Below are 18,591 nucleotides of genomic sequence, written 5' to 3'. Positions count from 1 at the left end.
AGGGTGGCGTCCTGTCCCCGCAGCGGAGCACTGATCCAGTGGTTGCTGGCCCGGCTGGTTGCGCTCTTTAAAGGGTGTGGCAGAACGCTGTGGGCGGGGCATTGGGGCATTCGGGGGGCCGCCCGGCGCGTATAGCGCGGGTGCGGGTCGACGGCCCCGCACAGTGGGGATGGGGCGGCCGTCATGGCCTCGGGCGCCAAGGTGACGTGCAGCAGCCTATTCCTATTCCATTCGGCCGCATTGCCCAGGTGCGGGTTTCCGAAATGCGTTTAGTGCCGATATCGGATCAGCGAGTTCAATCGCATCTCGGGAAGGCCGTCACGTGCAGCGGATCGACATCGAGCTGCAAGCCCGGCTGTGGTCCGTCATGCCAGGAAGTCCACGCTCGGAGCGTCACCGGCCGCGCACGCTGTCTGGTATGTGGGCCAGGCCAGGGCCAGGTCCTGCCAGGGCAGGCCGACCGGGGTGTATGCGGTGAGCTGCGTGTCGTCCTCGCGGCCTGGGCGTTCGCCCCGCAGTATCTCCCCGAAGGTCGCGTCGGCGATTGGCCCGTGGCCCTGCGAGGCGCCGACGGCCTGTGCCAGTTCGAGGTCGTCGACCACCATACGGGCCTCCTTCAGCAAGTCGTCCGCCAGCTCGGCCTTACCGGGCTCGTCCACGCCCAGGCTCGTGAGGTGCGTGCCCGGGCGCAGATCGGCGAGTTCGAGCAGGGGAGTTCGGGACCAGGTCGCCAGGACTACGATCCCGCCACCGGCGGCGGCCGACGGGGGGTCGGCGGCCACATCCACGGCAATCCCCAGCAGCTGTCCATGCTCCGAGGCGAAGGCCGCTGCCCGCTCCGGATCGATGTCATGGACCGTCAGCCGTTTCACCGCACGGAGCCGGCCGAGCCCCCGCAGCACCATCCGCGCCTGTGCCCCCGCGCCGATGATGCTCACCCTGTCGGCGCCTTCTGGGGCCAGGACATGGGTGGCGAGCGCTGCGGCCAGGCCTGTTCGCCAGGAGGTCACGGCGGCCGAGTCCAGTACGGCCAGCAGCGCGCCGTCCGTCAGATCGTGCAGGCAGACCACGCCGCGCAGGGCGGGTGTGGCGCCGGGGAACTTGGCGTTGACCTTCACCGTGTAGGCCGGGATGCCGTCGATCAGGCCGGGGATCAGCGCCGTCGCGGTACCGGGACCGGGCAGTGCGGTGTGGGTGCGCAGCGGGCGGGGGCCGGCGGGCGCGGCGGCGAAACCTGCACGCAGGGCGGCCAGGGCGGCATCGAGGTCGAGGTACCGGGTGATCTGACTACTGGTCAGCAGTAAAGTCATCGAGGCAGTCTCGCCGCCTGCCATTGCCGTGGCCAACCGGTTCACCGTCGGGCGAATGATTCAAGCCCCGGCCGCGGTCGGAGGGCGGGGAACGCGCCGCGCTGCAGGTGCCGGGCTGACGGAAAAGCTGGCGAACCCGCCGGTGGGAGAGTGGGCGTTATGCCACAGGCGGGTGCGATGATCCTTGGTGGGCATCGAGCACGCGAGAACTACGGCCCAACCCCGCCTGCGCAGCTGCCCCGACCGCCCGGGAGGTGGTCGGGGCAGACGCACACCGGTCACCGTTCCGTCGCGCCCCCCCGCCCCGCCGCATGATGCACCCCACCCTCTACGTCCAGTGGCCTGCGGGCGAGGGTGCTTGGGGCGGGTCGGCTCGCCACTCGGCTGCGATGCCTCGCATCAGGGGCGGGTACACGAGCAGGTGCCGGAACGGTGCGATCGCGGCCATGTAAGCCTTCCCGAACAGGCCGTTCGGCTTCACCAGGACGGCCAGCTGGCCACGGTGACCGGCGGCTTCGTCCGGGACCCAGCTCATGTGCATCACTCCGTGCATGGTCCGGTTGCTCATCTCCGACGCCCATTCGTTGTCCGTCAGGTAGATCGAGCGGAAGGGCAGACGCTCGAACTCGGGTCCGAACGAGCCGTCGCGCAGATCGGCCGGCAGTCGGTTGCGCAGCGTCGGCACCCGGGAGTCGACGCCGGAGTCGGGGTTGTCCCAGTCCAGCAGCTTCCCGAGTTTCCAGCGGATCGCGAAGAGTGTGCGGGCGACCCGGGACGGGTTGTCCGACGTGTCGCCTCCGGTGGTCTGCCGCACCAGATGCCCGAAGTCGTGAGGGCCTCCCGGTGTCGGCAGCGCCCACACGTCATAGAGGCGGAAGTCGGATGTGATCTCGTGGATCCGCCAGGGCAGGGAGGTGTGTGCGGTGTTCGGGAGTTTCATTCGTGGACCTCACCAGGTGTGTGATGACAGACGCGTCGATCGTCGCCAAAGCTTCGCGCCCAGGCATCCTTCGAGGGGCGCGACTGCATCCGCCGCCTGGGGGAGGTGGCCTTCCCACTGGTCACCCCTAAGCGGTCTTGCGTTAGTCGGCTGACCAGGTGTGCCCTCTCATGTGGCCCACGGTGGGCATACACGCCCAGTGGTCAGCTCGGGGCGCCCGGGGGCAGAAATAGAGGGCGGCGTCTTCGAGGCATGGGAGCACCCGAGTACGGCGGGTGTTTCTCCAGTTCCGCCAACTGCTTTACGCAGCGCGGGGACTGGCAGTGTGCCTGCTTCGCCATCGCCGATGGTGGTGTCCGGATGCCTGCGCCGTCTCTCGGCCTCCGTGCGAGTCCGGGCGAATCCCCTGCCTTTGGTCAACTCGTGCTGGACGCGGGTTCCGCCAGGCCGTGCCGGAGGAGGGCGGTGGGGGTCTCGACGACCTCCTCGTCGGTGGCCTGCGGGCCGCCTTCCCCTGCGGTGATGACAGCGAACCCGAGCACCGAAACCATCGCACCCATCGCGGCGGCGACCAGCGCCGGGTCGCCCGGGAGCCGGTGGCCGCGCCGGCGGAGCCAGTCCAGGTGCTCGCGGAGGGTGCTCGTCTCCTCGGTCAGGTTCGCCCATGCACGGCCCTCGCCGGGCGGGCCGGCGAAGTTCGTCTGCATCAGGGCCACGACCACCGGCAGGTGGTCGCGGATCACGCGCCAGGTGACGGCCAGATGCTCACGCAGCTGGTCGGGGTCTGTCAGATCGTGATCGGTCGGGTGGCCGTCCGCGCCGATCTCCGTGTCGGCCTGCGCGTTCAGATCCTGCAGCAGGGCGTTCTTGTCCGCGAAGTGGGCGTAGGTGGGCTATTCGCGAGCGGCCGTACGGCGGAGGCGTCGCTGCTCATCGGCGCGGATGGCATCTGGTCGGCCACCCGGTCGCTGTTCGACCCGCACGCACCTGCCCCCGAGTGCGCCGGCCTCTACAGCATCTCGGGTATCGCCGACGGCATCGAAATCGAACCCGGCATCTTCAACCTGACCTTCGCCCGCAACGGCGCCTTCATCCACCTCGGGGTCCCTGGTGGCAAGGTCTGGTGGTCGGCCCAGGTCTCCTGCCCGGTGCAGCCGGAACTCAGCCTCACCGACGAGGAATGGCTGCGCCGCCTGGCCGGGCCCTATCGGCACGAACAGCTGCCGTCCGCGATCCTCGCGGCCACCGTCGAACTGCATCGCCCCACCCTCATGCACGGGCTCGACGCGATTCCGGTCCGCCACAACGACCGCATCGTGCTGCTCGGTGACGCTGGACACCCGGTCAGTGCGGGGCAGGGCGCATCCATGGCCTTGGAGGACGCACTGGTCCTGGCGCAGTCGCTGGCCGCAGTGCCCTCGGCGGCGGCCGCCCTCTCGGCGTACGAGGCCGCCCGCTCGGACCGCGTCGCCAAGATGGTCAAGGCGGCCTCCGACAACCGCGACGCCAAGACGTCCGGCCCGCTCGCGCGGCGGCTACGCGACCTGGGGATGCCGGTGGCGGTCCGCCTTTTCTACGAGAAAGCCACGGCCTGGCTCTACACCCACGACTGCGGCGAACTGCCGGCCCGTGCGCATACCTGCAAGGAATGGTCGTCTCCTGTGTAAAGGCGCCATACGCCATGCCCTTTTCTTAGGTAGTAAGGGGGTCCCTCGTCGGGAATTCCCTGAAGGGTATGGAGGGGGTGGGGTATTTGGCTGCCTGGGCAACGACTGCTGGCTCATGCCCGTAAAAGAAGTCGCAAGGAGTGCAGTGGTAGCCGTTTTTCAAAAACGCCAGGCGAAGGGTGATCGGCGAAACAGCCGGTGCGAGGACGGAAGATCGGGGTGGGGCATACGGTCACTTGACTCCGGACGCGGGTGCGAGGATGAGGTCCGTGATGGCCGGGGTGCCGGCCACGACCAACGTGACGCGCGATGACTCGTAGAATCGGTGCTGACTCAGCGCTGATGCGAAGCCTACGGAGAGGGACAACACGACATGCAGGTCGGAGCGACGTCGTGAGACTTCTGCACACCTCCGACTGGCACCTGGGGCGGTCCTTCCACCGTGTGAACCTGCTCGGCGCCCAGCGCACCTTCCTCGACCACCTCGTCGAGACGGTGCGGGCCCGGGAGATCGAAGCGGTACTGGTCGCGGGCGATGTCTACGACCGGGCCGTGCCGCCGCTCGCCGCCGTCGAGCTCTTCGACGAGGCGCTGCACCGGCTCGCGGAGCTCGGCGTCCCCACGGTCATGATCTCCGGCAACCACGACTCCGCCCGCCGCCTGGGCGTCGGCGCCGGACTGATGGAGCGGGCCGGCATCCATCTGCGGACAGACCCGGCGGGCTGCGGCACGCCCGTGGTCCTCACCGACGCGCACGGCCCGGTGGCGCTCTACGGGCTGCCCTACCTCGAACCCGCCATGGTGCGCGACGCCCTCGGAGCGCCGCGGGCCGACCACGCGGCGGTGCTCGGCGCGGCCATGGACCGGGTCCGGGCCGATCTGGCGGACCGGCCCGCCGGCACCCGCTCCGTGGTCCTCGCGCACGCCTTCGTCACCGGCGGCACGGTCAGCGACAGCGAGCGCGACATCACCGTCGGCGGGGTCGCCTCCGTGCCCGCGGCGGTGTTCGACGGCGTCGACTACGCCGCGCTCGGCCATCTGCACGGCTGCCAGACCCTCACCGAACGGGTCCGCTACTCCGGATCGCCGCTCGCCTACTCCTTCTCCGAGGCCGACCACCGCAAGTCGTCCTGGCTCGTCGACCTCGACGCGGACGGCACCGTGCGCGCGGAGCGGGTGGACGCCCCGGTCCCACGCCCGCTGGCCCGTATCCGCGGACCGCTGGAGCAGCTGCTGGACGATCCTGCGCTGGCCCGGCACGAGGACTCCTGGGTGGAGGCCACGCTCACCGACTCCGCCCGCCCGCACGAGCCGATGGCCCGTCTCGCCAAGCGCTTCGGGCACCTCGTCAGCCTCGTCTTCGACCCCGACGAGGGGCCCGCCCGCTCGCTGGCGTCCTACGCGCAGCGGCTGCGCGGCCGCAGCGACCAGGAGATCGCCGAGGACTTCGTGGAGCACGTACGGTCCGGCCGCGGCGCCGACGAGCACGAGCGGGCCGAACTGCGCTCGGCGATCGACGAGGTGCGCGTCGACGACATGGCGGCCGAGGTGGCCCGATGAGGCTGCACCGGCTCACCGTCACCGCCTTCGGGCCGTTCGGCGGCACCCAGACCGTCGACTTCGACCGCCTCACCCGGGACGGCCTGTTCCTGCTGCACGGGCCGACGGGCGCGGGCAAGACCTCGGTCCTGGACGCGGTGTGCTTCGCGCTGTACGGCTCGGTGCCCGGGGCGCGGCAGGGCGGCCAGGCGCTGCGCAGCGATCTGGCGGACCCGCCGACCCTCACCGAGGTCACCCTCGAACTGACCGTGGGCGAACGGCGGTTGGAGATCACCCGGCTGCCCGAGCAGCCCCGCCCCAAGAAGCGGGGCAGCGGCACGACCAAGGAGAAGGCGCAGAGCAGGCTGCGGGAGTTCGTGCCGGCCGGCACCGGGGCCGAGGGGCAGTGGAAGGCGCTGAGCCGCTCGCACCAGGAGATCGGTGAGGAGATCGGGCAGCTACTCGGCATGAGCAAGGAGCAGTTCTGCCAGGTCGTGCTGCTGCCGCAGGGGGACTTCGCGCGCTTCCTGCGGGCCGACGCCGAGGCCCGGGCCCGGCTGCTGGGGCGGCTCTTCGACACCCGGCGCTTCGCCGCGCTGGAGGACCAGCTCAACGCCCGCCGCAAGAGCGCCGCCGACCAGGTCGCGGCCGGCGACGAGCGGCTGCTGGCGCTGGCGCACCGGATGGCGCAGGCGGCCGGGGAGAGCGCCGACCTCACCGAGCTGACCGCGCTCGCCGACCTGGCCGTACTGCCGGTGCCGGCGCAGGGCCGGGCGCCGGCGGCGACCGCGGCCGTACCAGGGCAGGCCGGTGCCGCCCGGCGCGGCGGGCGCAGCCGGCCGGCCGCCGCGACCCGTACCGCCGCGGCCGCGCAGGAGCCGGCCGCACCCGGCCCCGGGGACCCGGGATTCGCGGACGCGGTGCTGGTCAGGGCCGCCGTCGCCCGGGTCGGCGCACGGGAGCGGCTGGCCGTCGCCCAGGCCGCGGCGGGCGCCGCCGAGGCCGCGGAGCAGTCGGCGGCCGGGCGGCTGGTTCAGGCCCGCGAGCGCGACCGGCTCCAGCAGCGGTACGCCGATGCCCGGCACCGGTCCGCCCGGCTCGATGCGTACGCCGACGAGCGCCGGCACACCCGCGACCGGCTGGCACGGGCCCGCGCGGCCGCCGAGGTCGCGCCCGCGCTCGCCCTGCGCGACGCCGCCTGGCGCGAGCTGGACGCGGCACAGCGCGCCGAGCGCGAGCGCCGGGCCCCGCTGCCGCCCGACCTCGCGGACGCCGGCTTCGACCAACTCGCCGCGCTGGAACGGACCTCGCGGGAGGAGCTGGGGGCCCTCGCGGCGGCCCGGCGGGCCGAGCGGCGGGCCGAGGTCATCGCCCAGGAGCGGGCCGCCCTCGACCGTGAGGCGCGCGCCGACGAGCAGACGCTGCTGGACGCCGCCGAGTGGCTCGCCGCGTGGGACGGTGCCCGGCGCGCCCACCAGCAGCGCATCGAGACCGCGCAGGAGGCCGCGACCCGGGCCGAACAGCTCGGCGCCCGGATCGAACCGGCCGCCGAACGACTCGCCGCGGCCCGTCGACGCGACCGGCTCCGCGACGAAGCGGACACCGCGGACAAGGAGCTGCTCGCCGCCAGAGAGCGGTCCGCGGCCGCCCATGAGCACTGGCTCGACCTCAAGGACCGGAGGCTGCGCGGAATCGCCGCCGAGCTCGCGGAGCAGCTGAGCGAGGGCCGGGCGTGCGCGGTCTGCGGCGCGACCGAGCACCCGCGACCGGCCCGGGCCGGCGCCGGCCATGTCGACCGGGCGGCCGAGGAGGCCGCGCTGGCGGCCCACCGCCGGGCCGAGGACGCCCGGCAGCGGGCGGAGGAGCACGGCCGGTCCGTCAACGAGGCCCTGGCCGCCGCGACCGCCGCGGCGGGCGACACCCCCACCACCGAACTGGCCGCACACGCCGAGGAGCTGCGAGCCGAGCACGCCCGTGACCATGCGCGCGGCGCCGACCTGCACGCCGCCCGCGAGGCGCTCGGACGCGCCGAGCGGGAGTACGAGCGGCGCCGGGCCGAGCAGCAGCAGGCCGAGCGCCGGGCGGCCGCCCGTACCTCCCACCGCGAGGCGCTGGAGCGCGAGCGGGCCGCCCTCGACGCGGAGCTGACCCGGGCGCGGGGCGAGTGCGCGAGCGTCACCGAGCGGGCCCGGCGGCTGGAGCGGCAGGTGGCCCTGCTCGCCGCCGCGGCGGAGGCGTCCAGCACGGCGCGCTCCTGCGCCGAGCGGCTCAAGGAGGCCGATGCCGGCGCGTCGGACGCCGCCTTCCGGGCCGGATTCGACACCCCGCGGGCCGCCGCCGAAGCGCTGCTGCGGGACGAGGAGTGGCGCACGCTGCAGCAGCGGCTCGACGACTGGCAGCGCGAAGCGGCCGCCGTGGAGGCCGAGCTGGCGGACCCAGAGGCACGCGCCGCCGCCGAGCTGCCGCCCGCCGACCCGGACGCCGCCCACGCCGCGCACCAGGACGCCGCCGCGCGGCTGCGCACCGCCTCGACGGCCCTGGCAACGGCCCGGGAACGCTGCGCCGAACTCGACCGGCTCTCCGCCCGCGCCGAGTCCGACGCCCGCCGGCTGGCCCCACTGCGCGCCGACCACGACCGCATCGCCCGGCTCGCGGCGCTCGCCTCGGGCACCTCCGCCGAGAACGAACGGCGGATGCGCCTGGAGTCGTACGTCCTGGCCGCACGGCTCGAACAGGTCGCGGCCGCCGCCAGCGCGCGGCTGCACCGGATGTCGGCCGGCCGCTACACCCTCGTCCACTCCGACGAACGAGCCGGCGGGGCGCGGCGCTCCGGCCTCGGCCTGCACGTCATCGACGCCTGGACCGGCCATGAGCGCGACACCGCCAGCCTCTCCGGCGGCGAGACCTTCTTCGCCTCGCTCGCCCTGGCCCTCGGCCTCGCCGACGTCGTCACCGACGAGGCCGGCGGCACCCGGCTGGACACCCTCTTCATCGACGAGGGCTTCGGCAGCCTGGACGAGCAGACCCTCGACGAGGTGCTGGACGTCCTGGACTCGCTGCGTGAACGCGACCGCAGCGTCGGCATCGTCAGCCACGTCGCGGACCTCAAGACGCGCATCCCGGCCCAGCTGGAGGTCGTCAAGGCCCGGTCGGGCTCCACGGTCCGGCACCGGGTGCCCGGCTGAGCAGGCCCGTACCGGATCGCGGCGGGCCGCCCGCTACTGGCTGACCGGGCGGCGGGGGAGCGGTGAGGAGTAGACGACGCTGGTCGTCACCGAGCCGAGCGCCCCGATCCGGCCGGACACCTCCTCCAGGTGGCGCATGGAGCGGGCGGCGACCTTGAGGACGAAGCAGTCGTCGCCCGTGACGTGGTGCGCCTCCAGGATCTCGGGCGTGGTCTCCAGCAGATCGTGGAACGGCTTGTAGTTGCCGTTCGGATACCGCAGCCGGACGAAGGCCAGGACCGGCAGCCCGATCCGCTCCGGGTCGATCACCGCCGCGTAACCCGAGATCACCCCGGCCTCCTCCAGGCGGCGGACCCGTTCGGTGACCGCGCTGGCGGACATGCTCACGGCGCGGGCCAGCTCGGCGTAGCCCGCGCGGCCGTTGTGCTGCAGGACGTCGAGGATGCGCCAGTCGGTGGCGTCAGGGGAATAACCGGTCATCCGGGCTGTCTAGCAGTGGAATCACCGGCAGATCAATAGTTTTGCCGGTGATCATCGCTTCTCGGCCAGCGCGGCGGACCATAGATTATCGGTCATGATCACACAGAAGCCGCAGCCCGCCAGTGCCGTACTCGCCACCCCGCCGGCCGCGCCCGCCGAGGCCGCCGCGTACTTCGCCGCCCGCCTCGCCTTCCACACCGACGTCGCCGACGTCCATGCCGCGCTCGGGGCCGGCTCGGCCGATTTCGCCGTCGTCGACTCCCGCAGCACCGCGGCCTGGGACCAGGGGCACGTCCCCGGCGCGGTACACCTGCCCACCGCCCGGATCGCCGAGGACGCGGGCCGGCTGCTGGACCCGGCGGTCCCGGTCGTCGTGTACTGCTGGGGCCCCGGATGCGACGGCGCCACCCGCGCCGCGCTGGCGCTGGCCCGGCTCGGCTACCAGGTCAAGGAGATGCTCGGCGGCATCGAGTACTGGATCCGCGAGGGGTACGAGGTCGAGACCTGGCAGGGCCCGGAACGCCGTCCGGCCGACCCGCTGACGGCACCGGTCGGGGCGGAGGACTGCGGCTGCTGAGCTCACCCCGCCTCTGACGGCGCCCCTGCCGCCTCCCCCGAAGGCGGCCCGGACCACCGCGGAGGCCCGCGACACCGAGGGCGGCTTCAGGCGTCGACCGCGGCCTGGGGGGCCTCGGCGGAGGCGTCGATCTCGTAGGCGCGCAGTCCCTCCCGCTCCCCGACGAACCGGAAGCCGGCCCGCTCCAGGACACGTTGCGAGGGGGTGTTCTCCGGCTCGGTCAGGGCGCACACCGTCCGCACCTCGGGCCGGGCGGCCGCCCAGCCGGCCAGCAGTCGCGCCGCTTCGGTGGCCCATCCGACGCCGCGTGCGGACGGGGAGAGGTCGTAGCCGATCTCCACGAAGCCGGTGTCGTCCGGCGGTCCGTGGAAGCCGATGCTGCCCAGCGCCGTGCCGCTCGCCGTGTCGGTGAGGACGAAGACGCCCCAGCCGGGACGGTGGTCACCGGAGGCGGCGGCCCGTACGGCGATCTGCGCGCCGCCCGAGGTGGTCGCGGGCGGAACGCCGTCGATCCAGTCGAAGCCCGCCGGTTCGCCGTCCGCCACCCGGGCCGCCGTGGCCGGCAGCAGCGCGCGCAGCGTCACCCGGCCCGCCGTGAGCCGCAGGGGGCAACCGGCGCCGGCCGTGACCAGCGCCTCGAACAGCGGACGGTGGTCCGCGCCCGTCGGCAGCCCGCTGACCTGGCCGTCGCCGACCTCCACCACCCGCCAGACGCCGTCCGAGCGCAGCGCCAGGTCCGTGGTGACGAAGCGGACGCCCAACTCCCGTACGGCCGGGGCCACCTGGGAGAGGTCGGGCACGGGGCGCAGCTCCGGTGTGTCGGGGTGCGGGCCGGTCAGCACCGGCTCGCCGTCCACCCACCACACCCGTGCCTCGCCCACCTCCCGTTCGTAGTCCTCGAAGGCCCGCAGCACCACGCCGCCGGTCAGGAACTCCTCCTGGAGCGCGACGAAGCGGCCGACGACCGCCGCCAGCCGCTCGGTGTCGGCCGCGTCCGGGACATAGGCCGCCTCCTCCCACTCGTGCTTACGGGACTTGACCCAGTCCTTGACGACGAGCGGACGGCGCCGGCCCGGCGCGGCGAACGGTTCGGCGAGCCCGGCCAGCGCCGTGCGCTCCGGCGGGCTGCCGGGCGCGCAGGGGAGCCAGGCGCTGTGCGGGGTGAGCGCGCGGAACGTGCCGTACCAGCCGGGGAGTTCATGGGCGGTGCGGTAGGCGGCGGGCGAGGTCAGCAGGGGGCAGCCGCGGGCGGCGAGCGCCGCCGCCAACTCGGCGTAGCGGTCGGCCGGCAGCATCCAGCCGCGGTACCAGACCGGACCGGCATCGCGTGGCACCCGCGACACCGCCGCTTCGGTGTCCCCGGCGAGCAGCGCCTCGTGATCGAGCACCGTGATCGCCGCGCCGGCCGACCGGGCCGCGGCGGCCTCGGCCGCGAAGTGCGGATCGGTGCGCCGCGGGCGCAGCGGATCGCCGGAGAACACCAGGAGCGGCCGGTCCGCCGCGAGGTCCACTGTCATGTCAGCGGACCCTACGGACGGTGGCGGCCGGCCACAACACCGTGCGGCGCCGGCCGGCCACCGGTCCCAGGAGCCCTGGTCAGAGCGCCGACAGCTCGCTCAGCAGATCGTCCAGGCCGAGCGAGCCCTGCGACAGCGCGGCCATGTGCCAGGCCTTGAGGTCGAAGTCCGCGCCGTGCCGGGCACGGGCCGCCTCCCGGCCCTGCAGCCAGACCCGCTCGCCGAGCTTGTAGCCGATGGCCTGGCCGGCCATGCCCTGGTAGCGGATGATCTCGCTCTCGACGAAGTCGGCCGGGCGGCTGGAGTGGCGCGCGAAGAATTCGTGCGCCAGCTGCGGCGTCCAGCGCTCGCCCGGATGGAAGGGGGAGTCCGCCGGGATCTCCAACTCCAGGTGCATGCCGATGTCGATGATGACGCGGACGGCGCGCATCATCTGTGCGTCCAGATAGCCCAGACGCCGCTCGGCGTTCGTCAGGAAGCCCAGCTCGTCCATGAGGCGCTCGGCGTACAGCGCCCAGCCCTCGGCGTTGGCGCTGACGATGCCCACCGTCGTCTGGTAGCGCGAGAGCCGCTCGGCGACGTGGACCCACTGCGCCAGCTGGAGGTGATGGCCCGGCACCCCCTCGTGGTACCAGGTCGAGACCAGGTCGTACGCCGGGAAGCGGGTCTCACCCATGGTCGGCAGCCACGTACGGCCGGGGCGGGAGAAGTCCAGCGACGGCTGGGTGTAGTAGGGGGCGGCGGCACTGCCGGGCGGGGCGATCCGCGACTCCACCCGGCGCACCCGCTCGGCCAGTTCGAAGTGGGTGCCGTCCAGCGACTCGATGGCCTCGTCCATCAGCGACTGCAGCCACTGCCGGGTCTCCTCGACCCCCTCGATCGCCTCGCCGTGCTCATCGCACCAGGCCAGCGCCTCCCACGGCGTCTTCGCGCCGGGCAGCACCTTCTCCGCCTCGGCCTCCATCTCGGCCAGCAGCCGGTGGAATTCGGACCAGCCGTACGCGTACGCCTCGTCCGCGTCGAGGTCGGCGCCGTTGTAGTAGCGGGCGAGGCGGGCGTAGCGCTCGCGGCCCACCACGTCCGGGGCGCCCGCGATGGCCGGGGCGTAGCTGTCCCGGAACCAGTCGCGCAGCTCCACCAGGGCGCCGGTGGCCACCTCGGCGGCCTCGGTCAGCTCGGTCCGCAGTGCGTCCGGTCCCGGGTCGGTGAACTCCGCGAACCAGCTGCGGTCGGTGCCGATCCACTCGTCCAACTGGCCGATGACCGTGGTGACTTGGAGCGGGCCTGCGGGCAGGTCGCGCTTGCGGCCGGCGTCGAGGGCGGCGCGGTAGCCCTCCAGCGCGGCGGGCACGGCGCGCAGCCGTTGCGCGATCGCCGCCCAGTGCTCCTCGGTCTCGGTGGGGGTGAGGGTGAAGACCTCCCGCACGTGGTGCAGCGGCGAGCTGAGGTTGCTGACCGTGCGCAGGCCCTCGCCCGCCTCGTGCACCGCCAGCTCGGCGGTCAGCCGCTCGCGCAGCAGGCGTGCGCAGATCCGCTCGTCGGGGCTGTCCGCGCCCGGCCGGGCCTCGGCCTCGGTGAGCCTCTCCAGCGTCGTACGGGCGAGCTGGGCCACCGCTTCCTGGCCCGTCGGCGAGAAGTCGGGGAGCTTGCCGGAGCTCTCGGGGATCCCGAGGAAGGTGCCGGTGATCGGGTCCAGGTCGACGAGGGCGTCGACATAGGCGTCGGCGACCTGGCGGGGCAGCGGCCCGCCCTCGGAAGTAGTGGTGTTGGACATGCTGGCCATCCTCGTACGGATCACCCCGCCCCGTCACCATCAATAGGCCGGACGTTCCTGTCGCTTTACGGCGCCATTGCCATACGGCCTGCGGCGCCCTTGCCGTACGGCGCGGCCGGCCGGGCGCCGCCACGCCCGGCCGGCCGCTGGATCACGGCCCCGTCCGCTCAGCGGCGGCCGCTGCCGTCCTGGACACGGACGCTCTCGTGGGACTCCCGCCGGGCCGGGACTCCCGCCGGACGGGCGGTGATCACCAGCGTGCCCTCCTCGATCTGGTAGTCCAGCGGCAGCCCGAGGCCGCGCATCGCCGCCACCATCCCGGTGTTGGACGCCTGGGTGATCGCGTAGACGCTCTCGCAGCCGGTCTCGGCCGCCATCGCCACCAGTCGCCGCAGCAGCTCGCTGCCCACCCCGCGCTGCTGCCAGTCGTCCTCGACCAGCAGCGCGACCTCGGTCTCGTCGCCGTCCCACAGCAGATGGCCCAGCGCCACCAGCCGGCCGGACGCGGTCTCGACGGCCAGGGTGCGGCCGAACCGCGGGCTCAGCAGATGCCCGAGGTAGCGGTCCGCGTCACCGACCGGACCGTGGTAGCGCAGCGCGAGCGTCCGCGTCGAGCAGCGGTCGTGCATCTCGCGCGCCGCGACCAGATCGGAGGTGTCGGCACGGCGGACCGTTATCTCGTTGCCCTCCGGCAGGGTCAGCACATCGCGCCGCCGCGGCACCCGCTGGCCGAGTCTGGTGTCCAGCTCGACCAGCGCACGGACCCGCGCGAACTCGGTGGGGGTGAACGGCAACTGCGGCCTTTCGATGGTGAGCGAACCCCCGGAGGGGTCGCGGAACTTCATCACGTGCTCCTCCAGAACGCCTTCCGCGGGCACCTGCTCGGCGAGCGGCTGACCGGTCAGCGAGCGCGCGGGGACCGAGTGGATCGTGCAGCGCCCCAGCAACTGCCGGAGCGCCAGGGGAAGTTCGGCGGAGTCGAGGGCCGTACGGGTCGCCAGGCCCAGCATCCGGGTCGGGGCGTCGACGAGGTCGTGCGCATCGGCCCGCTCCAGCCAGCTGTGGGCGCCGCCCGCGCCGGCCACCGTACGGGTCAGGTCGCCGGGAGCCAGTGAGGCGGGCGCGCGCAGCAGGAACTCGTCGACCGTGCCCGCGGACAGCGGGTGGGTCTGCAGGCTGAGGATGTCCACCCGCCGTGCGGCCAGGGCCGTGCACAGCGCGGCCAGGCTGCCCGGCTCGTCACGGACCGTGGTCCGCATCCGCCACAGCGTCGTCTCCTCACCGCCGGCCCGGGAGGCCGGATCGGCGGGGGACGGCGCCGTGGCGCCGGTATCGGTCGGTGGCGAGGCGCTTTCGTGGCGTCGTGTCCACCAGACGTGGAAGCCGGCCGTGGCGACCAGGGCCACCGCCGCGGCGCACAGCAGCACCGGGCCCGAAGGGCCGTGGGCGACGGTGTTGGCGACGGCGTCGGCCACCGCGACGGCCGTGAACAGGGCCGCCAGCTCGACGACCTCCCGACGCCAGTGATGGCGGCGGGAGGAATTGGCAGAGGATGTTCCAGTCATGCACACAAGCCTTGCCGACCGGTGTTGCCTGATCGCCAACACCTTGTGTCCGACGAGTAAAAGACGCAATCGGCGCATTGGCCTCTACTGTCCTACCCGTCCCGGTTGGAGCACCTTGCTGAACAACACTTCGCCGCCCTCCTGACGCAGCCGCACCGTCAGCTCCCCGCTCCCCCCGTCGATGTCGATCTCGCCGAAGTTCTGCGGAGTCTCCGCAGGGGAGGTGTTGGCACGGTCCGGCGCCTTGATGAACGGCTGCGTCGGGCCGAAAGTTCCATCGAGCTTCAGCGCCTGGAACCCGCCCGCGTTCAGCGGCCCCGACACGAACTCCCAGAACGGCTCGAAGTCCTTGAACGCCGCCCGCTCCGGCGCGTAGTGCTGCGCCGACGTGTAGTGCACGTCCGTCGTCAGCCACACGGTGCCGGTGATCCGGGCGTGCTTGATGTGCCGCAGCAGCTCGGCCAGCTGCAGCTCGCGCCCCAGGGGAGCGCCGGGATCGCCCTGCGCCACCGCCTCGAAGTCGGTCTTGCCGTCCGGGACGACCAGGCCCAGCGGCATGTCGGAGGCGATCACCTTCCACACCGCCTGCGAGCGGGACAGCTCCCGCTTGAGCCAGCGCAGCTGCTCGGCCCCCAGGATGCCCTGCGAGTCGTCGGTCTGCCGGCCCGGCGAGTTGGCGTTGCGGTAGCGGCGCATGTCGAGCACGAACACATCGAGCAGCGGCCCGTGGTGCACCACGCGGTAGACCCGGCCACCCCGGTCGGGCCGCAGCGTACGGATGGGGAAGTACTCGCTGAAGGCGCGCAGCGACCGCGCGGAGAGCACATCCGCGTCCTTCTCCGTGTAGCGGGCGTCGTCGAGCAGCTGCCCCGGGTACCAGTTGTTGTGCACCTCGTGGTCGTCCCACTGGGTGATCGTCGGCACCTGCGCGTTGAACCGGCGCAGATTGTCGTCCAGCAGGTTGTAGCGGAACGCGCCCCGGAACTCGGCGAGCGTCTCGGCGACCTTCGCCTTCTCCTCGGTGGTCACGTTCCGCCAGATCCGGCCGTCCGGCAGGGTCACCTTCTCGGTGATCGGGTTGTCCGCGTAGATGTTGTCGCCGCTGCACAGGAAGAAGTCCGGGTTCCGGCGTCGCATCTCCTCGTAGATGCGGTAGCCGCCGCGGTCCGGATTGATGCCCCAGCCCTGGCCGGCGAGGTCCCCCGACCAGTGGAAGCGGACGTCCTCGCGGCGGTGCGCGGGCGCCGTGCGGAAGGTGCCGGAGACCGGTTCGCCGGTGCGCCGGGGGTCGTCCGGGTCGGCGAGCAGCACCCGGTAGTGGACCTGCTCGCCCGGCGGCAGGCCGTGCAGCGCGGTGACGCCGGTGAAGTCCGTGCCCGCTCCGATCACCGGGCCGCGCCAGGTCCTGGCGTTGTGGAACGACTCGGTAGCCGCGGTCTGCACCACCATCCGGGCCGGCCGGTTCGACCGCACCCACACCAGCCCCGAGGACGTGGTCACATCCCCCACCTGCACACCCCAGTCGGCGCTCGGCCGCCCGCCGCGGGCCTGCGACGGCGCGGCACAGGAGAGCACGGGCAGTGCCAGCGCCGCGGAACCCGCCGCGGTGCCCTGCAGCAGCGACCGCCGTCCGAAGCCGCCGCCGGATCCCTGCGCCATCTCAAACCTCCATACCGTCACCGAGTTGCTGATGACCCGTTGGTATCGCTGCCGTGTGCCCCGCAGCGGAACGGGCGGTGAACAGCATGGTGTTCACCGGCCCGTGCGGGCCCGGCCCATCGTCGCAACAGCACCGGCCGATCGCCAGGACACCACCAAAACGTTTACGACACCTGGACCCACCCAGCCACCCCAGTCCCTCACGGGGCGCCGACCCGTCCCCTGGGCGGACGATCCGGGGCCGGCCCGCCGACATCGTGGCGCCCGTCGCACTCCGCCGTTTCCGCTGGACAACGCGGGGACGGCCCGGTGGGATGGACGGGTGCTGAAGGAATCCGCGACCGACGTCTTCGAGGAACACCGCCCCGTCCTGTTCGGGGTGGCCTACCGCATGCTCGGCCGGGTGGCCGACGCCGAGGACGTGGTCCAGGACGCCTGGCTGCGCTGGTCGGGCGCGGACCGGGCGGCGGTGCGCGAGCCGCGCGCCTTCCTCGTACGGATCACCACCCGGCTGGCCATCGACCGGCTCCGGCAGGTCCAGTCTCGGCGCGAGTCGTATGTGGGGCCCTGGCTGCCGGAACCCCTGGCCACCGACTTCGGCGGCACCGCACCGGACAGCGCGGAACGCACGGTGTTCGCCGAGTCCGTCACCCTCGCCGTGCTCGTCACCATGGAATCGCTCTCCCCGTTGGAGCGCGCGGTGTTCGTGCTGCGCGAGGCCTTCGGCTATCCGTACGCGGAGATCGCCGAAGCCCTGGACCGCAGTGAGGCCGCGGTGCGCCAGCTGGCGGGCCGGGCCCGGCGGCACGTGGAGGAGGGCAAACCCCGCTTCGAGGTCGACCCGGTGCGCCAGCGCGATCTGACCGAGCGGTTCATGGCCGCGGCGGCCGGCGACGACCTGGAGGGGCTGCTCAGCATGCTGGCGGCGGACGCCCGGCTGGTCGGGGACAGCGGGGGGAAGGCCAAGGCGCCGCTGCGGGTCATCGAGTCCGCGGACAAGGTTGCCCGCTTCCTCGCCGCGGTCGTCAGTTCCGCACCGGCGGGCCTGGAGTACACCTTCACCGAACTCAACGGCGGCATCGCGCTGTTGGTACGCCAGGGTGACGTGCCGGACTCCGTCATCCAGCTCGGCATCCGGGACGGCCGGGTCCAGACGGTCTACATCGTGCGCAACCCGGACAAGCTCGGGGCGCTGGCGGCGGGCTGAGCCACCGCCCGCAGCCCGGTTGGCGGGCCGGACGGCACCGGCCTGCCCCCTGCCGGGCCCGGTGGTGCGAGGAGCCCGGTGCGCAGGAGATGACGGAGCGCCAGGCCGGGACTTCCTCGGCGCCCGGTGAGGCGGCCCTCCCCGCTGCGACGCGTCGCACACCGGGTCCGTGGGCCGCGAAACGCATCCGGGATTGGTCTTGACCAAGGGTGGGGGCGGTCATATCGTCGGGATACTGCAACAACCTTTAATAAAGAAGCGCTCATAAACGGGAGCGCGTGCGGGCCCGCTTCCCCGGGGCATCGTGCGCGGGTCCGGGTTCCATGGGGGCGCTGCCCTGCGAGGGCAATGGCCAATGCGGAGGACAGGGTGGGGACCACGCAGCTCGAAACGGTGCCGGAGCCGAAGTACTGGCACCTCAAGACCGTGCTCAGCGACGCGCTGGACTCGGAGTTCGCGGTCGGCGAGATTCTGCCCAACGAGCGTGAGCTGGCGGCGCGGTTCGGCGTCGCCCGGGCCACGCTGCGACAGGCGCTCGAACAGCTGGAGCTGGAGGGCAGGCTGCAGCGCCGCCGCGGTGTGGGCACCACCGTCGCACCGCCGCGGGTCGGCGTCGCCGTCGACCCCGCCCGCCACACCTGGCCCGGTGCCCCCGGCGACGACTGGCAGCCGGTCGACGCCACCCAGAGCGACACCGTCCCGGCCGCCGTGGCCCGTCTGCTGCAGACCGCTCCCGGAGAGCAGGTGCACATCGTGCGCCGCACCCGGGTCACCAACGGCCAGCCCGTCGCCGCCGAGCTGCTGTACGTGCCGTCGGCCGCGGTCCCCGGCCACACCGAGGGGCCCGCGCGCAGCGCCCCGGCCCGCGCCCGCGCCGTGCTGCACGAGCTGCAGGAACTGGAGCTGGAGGGCCAGGACCGCACGGTGGAGCTCGGCTCGGCCCGCGCGGAGGACGCCCGGCAGCTGGACCGGCTGCCCGGCGCCCCCGTTCTCGTCGTGACGACCCGCTATCTCTCCGCAGGACGGACCACCGCCGTCGCGGTGTCGACGTACCGCGCCGACACCTGCCGGCTGACCTTCGGCGCGAGCGACGAGGTGTCGCTGCTGGCGGGCTGAGCCGCCGGCCCCATGGTCACAAGGCGCCCGCGCCGGATGCTCGGATCCGGTGCGG

The 18,591-nt window shown here is 73.1% G+C and carries 14 protein-coding genes; 6 read left to right on the top strand and 8 right to left on the bottom strand.

The features are described from left to right. Positions 1 to 365: 365 nt before the first annotated feature. The 3 genes from AC0680_RS15105 to AC0680_RS15095 form a co-directional block, all read right to left on the bottom strand. The gene (locus AC0680_RS15105) at positions 366 to 1,310 is read right to left on the bottom strand and encodes an ornithine cyclodeaminase family protein (RefSeq protein ID WP_478628370.1); all 945 of its coding nucleotides are present in this window, start codon (positions 1,308 to 1,310) and stop codon (positions 366 to 368) included. 328 nt (positions 1,311 to 1,638) lie between these two features. Further along, positions 1,639 to 2,250, bottom strand: a complete 612-nt coding sequence (locus AC0680_RS15100) for a DUF2867 domain-containing protein (protein WP_478628369.1) — start codon at positions 2,248 to 2,250, stop codon at positions 1,639 to 1,641. Between the two features lie 416 nt (positions 2,251 to 2,666). Continuing rightward, entirely contained in the window at positions 2,667 to 2,993 is a 327-nt protein-coding gene (locus AC0680_RS15095; protein WP_478628367.1) for a hypothetical protein, read from the bottom strand. Positions 2,994 to 3,011: 18 nt separating this feature from the next. Between AC0680_RS15095 and AC0680_RS15090 the strand changes: the two genes are divergently transcribed. The 3 genes from AC0680_RS15090 to AC0680_RS15080 all read left to right on the top strand — a co-directional run bounded on the left by AC0680_RS15090 (position 3,012) and on the right by AC0680_RS15080 (position 8,641). Further along, positions 3,012 to 3,917, top strand: coding sequence for an FAD-dependent monooxygenase (locus AC0680_RS15090; RefSeq protein ID WP_478628364.1), 906 nt, complete (start codon positions 3,012 to 3,014; stop codon positions 3,915 to 3,917). Positions 3,918 to 4,310: 393 nt separating this feature from the next. Beyond that, complete coding sequence (locus tag AC0680_RS15085; protein ID WP_478628363.1) at positions 4,311 to 5,477, top strand: exonuclease SbcCD subunit D; 1,167 nt, start codon at positions 4,311 to 4,313, stop codon at positions 5,475 to 5,477. Further along, a complete protein-coding gene (locus AC0680_RS15080; RefSeq protein WP_478628361.1) occupies positions 5,474 to 8,641 on the top strand; it encodes an AAA family ATPase in 3,168 nt (1,055 codons plus the stop codon). The genes AC0680_RS15085 and AC0680_RS15080 overlap by 4 nt, the downstream gene beginning before the upstream one ends. A gap of 33 nt (positions 8,642 to 8,674) precedes the next feature. Here the strand turns inward: AC0680_RS15080 and AC0680_RS15075 are convergent, their stop codons facing one another. After that, positions 8,675 to 9,121 (bottom strand): Lrp/AsnC family transcriptional regulator, encoded by a 447-nt coding sequence (locus AC0680_RS15075; protein WP_384435717.1) that lies wholly within the window; start codon positions 9,119 to 9,121, stop codon positions 8,675 to 8,677. A 94-nt stretch (positions 9,122 to 9,215) separates the two neighbouring features. On the opposite strand from AC0680_RS15075, the gene AC0680_RS15070 reads away from it, so the two are divergent. Continuing rightward, on the top strand, positions 9,216 to 9,698 hold the full coding sequence (locus AC0680_RS15070) for a rhodanese-like domain-containing protein (RefSeq protein WP_478628358.1): 483 nt from the start codon (positions 9,216 to 9,218) through the stop codon (positions 9,696 to 9,698). An 86-nt stretch (positions 9,699 to 9,784) separates the two neighbouring features. Here AC0680_RS15070 and AC0680_RS15065 read toward each other — a convergent pair whose 3' ends face one another. The 4 genes from AC0680_RS15065 to AC0680_RS15050 form a co-directional block, all read right to left on the bottom strand. Then, complete coding sequence (locus AC0680_RS15065; RefSeq protein WP_478628355.1) at positions 9,785 to 11,215, bottom strand: GNAT family N-acetyltransferase; 1,431 nt, start codon at positions 11,213 to 11,215, stop codon at positions 9,785 to 9,787. A 79-nt stretch (positions 11,216 to 11,294) separates the two neighbouring features. After that, the gene (locus tag AC0680_RS15060) at positions 11,295 to 12,989 is read right to left on the bottom strand and encodes a DUF885 domain-containing protein (RefSeq protein WP_478628353.1); all 1,695 of its coding nucleotides are present in this window, start codon (positions 12,987 to 12,989) and stop codon (positions 11,295 to 11,297) included. A 167-nt stretch (positions 12,990 to 13,156) separates the two neighbouring features. After that, a complete protein-coding gene (locus AC0680_RS15055; protein WP_478628352.1) occupies positions 13,157 to 14,554 on the bottom strand; it encodes an N-acetyltransferase family protein in 1,398 nt (465 codons plus the stop codon). 84 nt (positions 14,555 to 14,638) lie between these two features. After that, positions 14,639 to 16,213 carry an alkaline phosphatase D family protein gene (locus AC0680_RS15050; protein WP_478628350.1) on the bottom strand — a complete coding sequence of 525 codons (1,575 nt, stop codon included), beginning with the start codon at positions 16,211 to 16,213 and terminating at the stop codon, positions 14,639 to 14,641. 322 nt (positions 16,214 to 16,535) lie between these two features. Between AC0680_RS15050 and AC0680_RS15045 the strand changes: the two genes are divergently transcribed. Together AC0680_RS15045 and AC0680_RS15040 are read left to right on the top strand one after the other, a co-directional pair. After that, a complete protein-coding gene (locus AC0680_RS15045; protein ID WP_478628347.1) occupies positions 16,536 to 17,420 on the top strand; it encodes an RNA polymerase sigma-70 factor in 885 nt (294 codons plus the stop codon). 369 nt (positions 17,421 to 17,789) lie between these two features. Then, a complete protein-coding gene (locus tag AC0680_RS15040; RefSeq protein ID WP_478628344.1) occupies positions 17,790 to 18,536 on the top strand; it encodes a GntR family transcriptional regulator in 747 nt (248 codons plus the stop codon). The last annotated feature ends 55 nt before the right edge of the window (positions 18,537 to 18,591 follow it).

This window comes from Streptomyces sp. NPDC043738 (assembly GCF_056436545.1).
Note: the sequence above shows the minus strand (reverse complement) of the source record. Positions and strands in the feature narration are given on the sequence as shown.